This window comes from Daejeonella sp. (assembly GCF_030684675.1).
GTDB lineage: Bacteria > Bacteroidota > Bacteroidia > Sphingobacteriales > Sphingobacteriaceae > Daejeonella.
On the sequence record NZ_JAUXXZ010000026.1, the window covers coordinates 41,725 to 48,625 of the forward strand.

Below are 6,901 nucleotides of genomic sequence, written 5' to 3' on the forward strand. Positions count from 1 at the left end.
ATGATTAAATCATTAAAAGTTTTGCATCATCCTTTAGCGGATTCGGAAAATCAGCTTGAGGTGCTTGAAAATTCCCTTGGGAGTATTCATCTGACCTTTAGTGAAAAACTAGCGTTTAGCGGAATATATCCATTAAAGGCCTCAGGCATCGACATCATGCAGTTGAACCTTGGAAAAATGTGCAACCAAACCTGCAAGCATTGTCATGTAGACGCTGGACCTGACCGAAAGGAAATGATGAGCCGCATCACGATGCAATTATGCCTGGATGCGCTTAAAAACTCGAATATTGATGTAGTTGACCTAACAGGAGGTGCTCCTGAACTTAATCCTGATTTTCGCTGGTTGGTAGAGCAGATAAAGAAACTTGGAAAGCATGTTATGGTGAGATGCAATCTGACTATCATACTCGCAAATAAACGCTTCCATGATTTACCGGAATTCTTTAAGCATCATCAGGTGGAAGTAGTTTCTTCACTTCCCGGTTTTACACAGGATCGTACAGACAGACAACGTGGTAATGGTGTTTTTGAAGACTCTATCAAGGCCCTTCAAATGCTTAATCACGTGGGTTACGGACAGGAGGGAAGCGGATTGGTTCTGAACCTGGTTTACAATCCGGCCGGAGCTTTTCTTCCTCCATCACAGGTAGCGCTTGAAAAAGAATATAAAATGGAACTCGCTTCAAGATATGACATCGTTTTTAACCAGCTTTTCGCGATTACAAATATGCCAATAAGCCGCTATCTCGATTATTTATTGAGCTCTGGAAACTATAGCAGATATATGGATAAACTGATATCAGCTTTTAATCCTGCGTCAGTTCAAAATCTCATGTGCCGCAATACACTTTCTGTGGGTTGGGATGGATCTTTGTATGATTGCGATTTTAATCAAATGCTTGATCTTAAAGTAAGCGCTTCAGATAGCCAGCATATCTCAGATTTTGATTTTGAGATACTGAATAACAGGAATATTGTTGTAAAGCAGCATTGTTTTGGATGTACCGCAGGCGAAGGATCCAGTTGTGGAGGAAGCCTTACAATTTAAATGACCATGCTCAGCACCACCGCTTTAGTGATTTTTGTTAGAAACCCAATCTCAGGACAGGTAAAAACACGTCTGGCAAAAGATATTGGTGATGAACGGACTCTTGCAATTTATCTTCAATTACTTCAGCATACCCTTGAAATTACCAGAGGCTTAAGTTTCAGAAAGTTTATTTATTATGCTGATGAAGTTAGTGATTATGACCTTTGGAGCGTTCCCGGTTATACTAAAAGAAAACAAAATGGAAATCATCTCGGAGAACGAATGCATAATTCTTTTAAAGAGCTTTTTGATCAGGGTTTTACCCGGATTATCATTATTGGGAGTGATTGTTTTCAGTTAAAAACTGAAACTCTGGAGGAGGCGGTTGCTTTACTCGAATCTAATGCAGCTGTTATTGGTCCTGCAAGTGATGGTGGCTATTATCTGCTTGGACTAACTAAATTTTATCCAGAAGTATTTATCGATAAGCCCTGGAGTACGAATCAGGTTTTTGAAAAAACAATCAAAGATTTCATTAATCAGGGTATTTCATATGCCTTACTCGAAGAGCTCAGTGATATTGATGATATCACAGATCTTAAGGAAAATGGAATTTCAATTTAGATAAGGCCGGTACTCATCAGAAGCTCAATTCATTTAGGGTGAGTTCGTTATAAAATCTTGCTGAGGTAAGTATAAATTGCATAATTTTCTCTTGTTTTATAAAGCAGGGTCTGTGCCTCTTCGGTTCTGCCTTTGCTGGAACGCGCGGCACGCGCGCACCAGCAAAGGGTCCTTTTGCCGGGCTACCCGTCCCAATGAAAAACAGCAATGGGTAAAATAAACCTTGCCGGAGGATGTAGCTTCCCGCTATTGGTAATTTGAAATAGAACGCGATTTCCTACCGGAACTACACCGGAGGAAAGGGCTGAACCAGCCTATAACACACAGGTATTGGTTTCCATAATAAAAGTATTTTTGCTCCGGATCCTTATCTGGCCAATTGTAACTGTATTATTTTACCCTTCTTTATATCGAATTCAGGTTATTTAGATAATTTAGCTGAATGCCCAAAAAGAAATCAATACCTGTAGAAAAAGATAGTTTTCATCCCCGAAACAGGCACAGGCATCGATATAATTTCCCGGAATTAATTATAGCCTGCCCTGAACTGGCAGAATATGTTTCGCCAAACCAATTTCAGGATCTTTCTATTGATTTTACAGATCCAAATGCGGTTAAGGCACTGAATAAAGCCTTATTAAAGCAGTTTTATAGTGTTGATTTATGGGATATTCCGGAAGGATTCCTATGTCCGCCTATACCCGGAAGAGCTGATTATATTCATTATGCAGCAGATTTACTGATTGGAGCGGATGGAAAGCTTCCCAAGGGCAAACATATTAAAGTTCTGGATATTGGGGTTGGGGCGAATTGTATTTATCCACTGATTGGCCATTATGAATACGGTTGGACCTTTGTGGGCTCTGAGACCGATCAGCTTGCCAGTCGTTCTGCAACAAATATTATTGAAGCTAATGGACTTTCAAAATTCATAAGTATCCGGAGGCAACGTAATGCAGATCAGATATTTACAGATATCATTAACCCGGGAGAAAAATTCAGTTTAAGTATTTGTAATCCTCCTTTTCATTCCTCAATGAAGGAAGCCGCTGAAGGAACTGCACGAAAATGGAAAAATCTTGGTAAAGATAAAAAGGAAGGAATCGACCTGAATTTTGGCGGTAAAAATGCAGAATTATGGTGTGAGGGTGGGGAGGAACGTTTTCTTCTGAGGATGATTGAAGAGAGTGCCCGTTATGCCCAATCAGTTCGGTGGTATACTTCTCTGGTCTCAAAAAAAGAAACTTTAACTGCATGTTATAAGGCCCTGGAAAGGTTGGGTGCAAAAGAGGTTAGAACGGTTGATATGAAACAGGGACAGAAGTCGAGCAGGATGCTGGCATGGACTTTTGTGGAATAAGTATGTCAATGATTTATCTACTATCTTAATGCCTCAATCTCAGCCTTAGTCACAGCATCAGAATTATTCCCCCAGCTTTTACGAACGTAGGTCAGCACCTCTGCGATCTGTTCATCGTTGAGGAAACTGCCATGTGCAGGCATGATTTCGCTGTATGGTATGCCTTTAACTGTTATTGGTCCCGATAAACCATTCAACACAATTCTGATCAGCCTGCTTTTATCGCCATTTACCCATTCTGAACCTTCAAGAGGGGGAAAGCGGGCTCCATCTCCTTTGCCATCCTTCTGGTGGCATGTACCGCAGTACATCGTATAAACAGCCGATGCAACAACAGGTTTACCCAGTTCAAGATTGTCTTTTATCGGATCAGGATCTTTGATATTGCTGGCAGTTTTCTTCCTGATAGCCATTTTAGCTAATTGGGTAGTCCCGAATTTAGATTTATCACCTTTAAATATCACCCTCCAGATCTTTCCTTTTTCTGTCTCACTGATATACAAAGAACCATCCGGCCCTTCGGCAATTCCCATCGGACGGTAACCAGCTGAATTGGCAGTTACTACAGGATCTGTTTGTATAAATCCATCAGCAAAAACTTCCCAAGGACCGGTAACTACACCTTTTACCATTGGAACAAAGGCCACAAAATAACCACCCTGAGGGTATGGCTGGCGGATTGTAGACCCATGGAGGACAACAAATGCTCCATTTTTGTATCGTGCTGGCAGCTGATTTCCTTTATAAAATAAAAGATCATTTGGTGCAAAATGTCCGGGGAATCCTACCAGAGGCTTCACTAATTTGGCTCCATTTCCTTCTTTGATCTTATCCCCTCCATATTCCGCGTTTAAGAGTTTTTTTCCTTTTATCTGATCATAATAATAATAAGGCCATCCGCCATCAATTCCCTGATCTACCTTGAATAACTCATCAGCAGGCAGTACAGCACTTTCCCAGGGAGAAAATAGTTTTGGCCAAAGCATGTGCAAATAATCCCTGCCATGGACTACTGCAAAGAGTGAATTCGTGGTTTTATCCCAGTCCATTCCGATCACACTTCTCATTCCATTAGCATATTTCAGACCCTGGGATTGAACCTGATTCAATTTATTTTCATCAAATTTCCAGATACCGCCATGATCGATCAGATGCGGGCAGCCTTCACCCGGAATTACAGCATCTGGTTTACCCTGACCTTTGGAACCCGGAGTTCCGTCAGCACAGACATCAGATCCGGCTCCCCAGCCTACAAACATGTATCCTTTGCCGTCAAAAGCAATGGATTTTCCCTGATGGATATGAGCCGGGGGATTATCAATCACGATTGTGTCGATTCTTTTTTCGGGGAGGAGCTGTCCGGGAATCAGCTTCTGCCGAAATACCATCAGGTTTGAGCTGAAATACAGATATCCATTGTGGATTTTCATTGCAGTTCCAAATGGACCGCTTTCATATTTTGAGAAATGTGTAATGATATCTGCTTTGCCATCATTATCGGTGTCACGCAAAGCCACATTTCCATATCCCTCAGTACGGGCATGAAAGCGTGTTTTGACATAAATATCGCCATTGCTGTTTACCGAAAGTTGTCTTGCGCTACCTTTTAAACTATCCACTACGACTAAGGCTTCAAAGCCATCAGGCAAATAGAGTCCGGCATTATTGGGCTCACCAACAGGTAAAGCGGGCTGCCGGTAATGGCTAAATCCAAAGATTGTCAAAATGCCTGCAAATACTGCAGCACCATAATACAGTGACTTCTTTCGATTGAGAGAAATTTTCAGCACAATGTCTAAGATCTATCTAAAACCATTAATTCCCTGATCGTCTGACTGCTGCAACTTCTTCACGGCTTATTGCATCCGAATTGTTTCCCCAGCTTTTGCGGACATAGGTCAATACCTCTGCTACCTGATCATCATTCAGGAAGCTGCCATGTGCGGGCATGGCTTCACTGTATGGCAATCCTTTAACAGTAATTGGACCGGACAAACCTTTAAGAACTACATTAATTAGTCTGGTCTTATCTCCATTTACCCATTCAGATTCATTTAAAGGAGGGAATCTTCCGCCATCACCTTTTCCATCACGCTGATGACAGGCACCGCAATACATCGTGTAAACTGCTGATGCAACCACTGGTTTACCGCGGTCAAGATCATCCTTTATCGGATCAGGATCTTTGATATTGCTGGCAGTTTTCTTCCTGAGCACCATTTTTGCCAATTGAGCAGCTCCGAATTTTGTTTTATCTCCTTTAAACATTACCCTCCAGATCTTTCCTTTCTCTGTCTCACTGATATACAAAGAACCATCCGGACCTTCGGTAATTCCCATTGGACGGTAACCTGCTGAATTTGCAGTTAATACCGGATCAGTTTGAATAAATCCATCTGCAAATACTTCCCACGGACCGGTAACGACTCCGTTTACCATTGGAACGAATGCAACAAAATATCCCCCCTGAGGGTATGGCTGGCGGATTGTAGAGCCATGCAGGACTACAAATGCACCTTTTTTATATCTGGCCGGAAGTTGGTTACCTTTGTAAAAAAGAATATCGTTTGGAGCAAAATGACCAGGGAAACCCATAACCGGCTTGGTTAATTTAGCACCATTACCTTCTTTCATCTTATCGCCGCCATATTCAGGATTAAGTAATTTCTTTCCTTTCATATGGTCATAATAGTAGTATGGCCAGCCACCGTCTATACCCTGGTGGACTTTAAACAGCTCTTCAGATGGCAGAACTGCACTTTCCCATGGAGTATACATTCCCGGCCAAAGCATTCTGAAATTATCTCTTCCATGAACCACTGCATAAAGGGAGTTACTGGCTTTATCCCAGTCCATTCCAACAATACTGCGCATGCCTGTCGCATATCTTAAACCTTGTTCCTGTTTTTGATTCAGTTTATTCTCATCAAATTTCCAGATTCCACCATGGTCAATTAACTGAGGACAGCCTTCACCTGGTATAACTGCATCCGGTTTTCCAGCGCCCATAGATCCCGGACGACCGTTGGTACAAACATCAGAACCTGCTCCCCAACCCACATACATATAACCCTTACCATCAAATGCCAGAGGTTTTGTTTGGTGGGAATGCCCTGGTGGGTTATCGATAACAATCGTATCTACCTTACTGTCAGGTACTAACTGACCTGGTTTTAGTTTCTGACGGTAAACAATGAGGTTGGAACTGTAATAGAGATATCCATTATGGATTTTCATTGCAGTACCATACTGCCCGCTTTCATATTTGTTGAAATGAGTAATGATATCAGCTTTGCCATCACCATCAGTATCTCTTAAAGCCACATTGCCATAACCTTCGGTAAGTGCATGCAAACGGGTTTTTACATAGATATCACCATTGCTGTTTACTGCGAGATGCCTTGCATCACCCTTCAGGCTATCAACCACTGCCAGGGCTTCAAATCCATCGGGCAGAACCAGTCCTGCATTATTCGGATCACCCGGAGGCAATTTAGGTGTTTGGTAAAGTGTAAATCCATACACAATGAAAAACACAGCTAATAATGCTATGACATAGAGTTTTGAAATTTTTTGTTGGCGAACAGATTGTAGTATTTTATTCATTTCAAATGGTTTTATCGTCTAAAAAGAAGGTGCTGAAAATCCTGCAATACAAGTCTATTGAAAAGAAATTGTATTGGAGGTTTCTATCTTATTTTTTACAGAGTAGTTAGTTGTCTGTTACCTGTTATCAGTTGTCAGCATGTCCGTGCCTGAATAAGGTTGACTTTTTAAAGGTATACAAACCTGTTATTATTATTGTTGTAACTGTGGGAATGTGGTAAACTCGATAGAGTTTTCCATATTTCCACAGTTTTTTTCTTTTTTGCTTCTTTTTTCTTT

5 protein-coding genes are annotated in these 6,901 nt (G+C 41.4%); 3 read left to right on the forward strand and 2 right to left on the reverse strand.

Annotation, left to right across the window (positions count from 1 at the left end; all coding sequences use genetic code 11):
- The 3 genes from arsS to rlmF all read left to right on the forward strand — a co-directional run bounded on the left by arsS (position 1) and on the right by rlmF (position 3,016).
- Positions 1 to 1,050 carry an arsenosugar biosynthesis radical SAM (seleno)protein ArsS gene (gene arsS, locus Q8M41_RS04875; RefSeq protein WP_305364126.1) on the forward strand — a complete coding sequence of 350 codons (1,050 nt, stop codon included), beginning with the start codon at positions 1 to 3 and terminating at the stop codon, positions 1,048 to 1,050.
- A 6-nt stretch (positions 1,051 to 1,056) separates the two neighbouring features.
- Positions 1,057 to 1,656, forward strand: coding sequence for a TIGR04282 family arsenosugar biosynthesis glycosyltransferase (locus tag Q8M41_RS04880; RefSeq protein ID WP_305364127.1), 600 nt, complete (start codon positions 1,057 to 1,059; stop codon positions 1,654 to 1,656).
- A 442-nt stretch (positions 1,657 to 2,098) separates the two neighbouring features.
- On the forward strand, positions 2,099 to 3,016 hold the full coding sequence (rlmF, locus tag Q8M41_RS04885; RefSeq protein WP_305364128.1) for a 23S rRNA (adenine(1618)-N(6))-methyltransferase RlmF: 918 nt from the start codon (positions 2,099 to 2,101) through the stop codon (positions 3,014 to 3,016).
- Positions 3,017 to 3,036: 20 nt separating this feature from the next.
- Here the strand turns inward: rlmF and Q8M41_RS04890 are convergent, their stop codons facing one another.
- Positions 3,037 to 4,806 carry a c-type cytochrome gene (locus Q8M41_RS04890; protein ID WP_305364129.1) on the reverse strand — a complete coding sequence of 590 codons (1,770 nt, stop codon included), beginning with the start codon at positions 4,804 to 4,806 and terminating at the stop codon, positions 3,037 to 3,039.
- 25 nt (positions 4,807 to 4,831) lie between these two features.
- Positions 4,832 to 6,622, reverse strand: coding sequence for a c-type cytochrome (locus tag Q8M41_RS04895; protein WP_305364130.1), 1,791 nt, complete (start codon positions 6,620 to 6,622; stop codon positions 4,832 to 4,834).
- Positions 6,623 to 6,901 lie beyond the last annotated feature (279 nt).

Excerpts from the sequence above, each read along its gene's own strand:
- Q8M41_RS04895 (WP_305364130.1), bottom strand. The coding sequence starts at position 6,622 with ATGAATAAAATACTACAATCTGTTCGCCAACAAAAAATTTCAAAACTC.
- arsS (WP_305364126.1), top strand. The coding sequence starts at position 1 with ATGATTAAATCATTAAAAGTTTTGCATCATCCTTTAGCGGATTCGGAA.
- rlmF (WP_305364128.1), top strand. The coding sequence starts at position 2,099 with ATGCCCAAAAAGAAATCAATACCTGTAGAAAAAGATAGTTTTCATCCC.
- Q8M41_RS04880 (WP_305364127.1), top strand. The coding sequence starts at position 1,057 with ATGCTCAGCACCACCGCTTTAGTGATTTTTGTTAGAAACCCAATCTCA.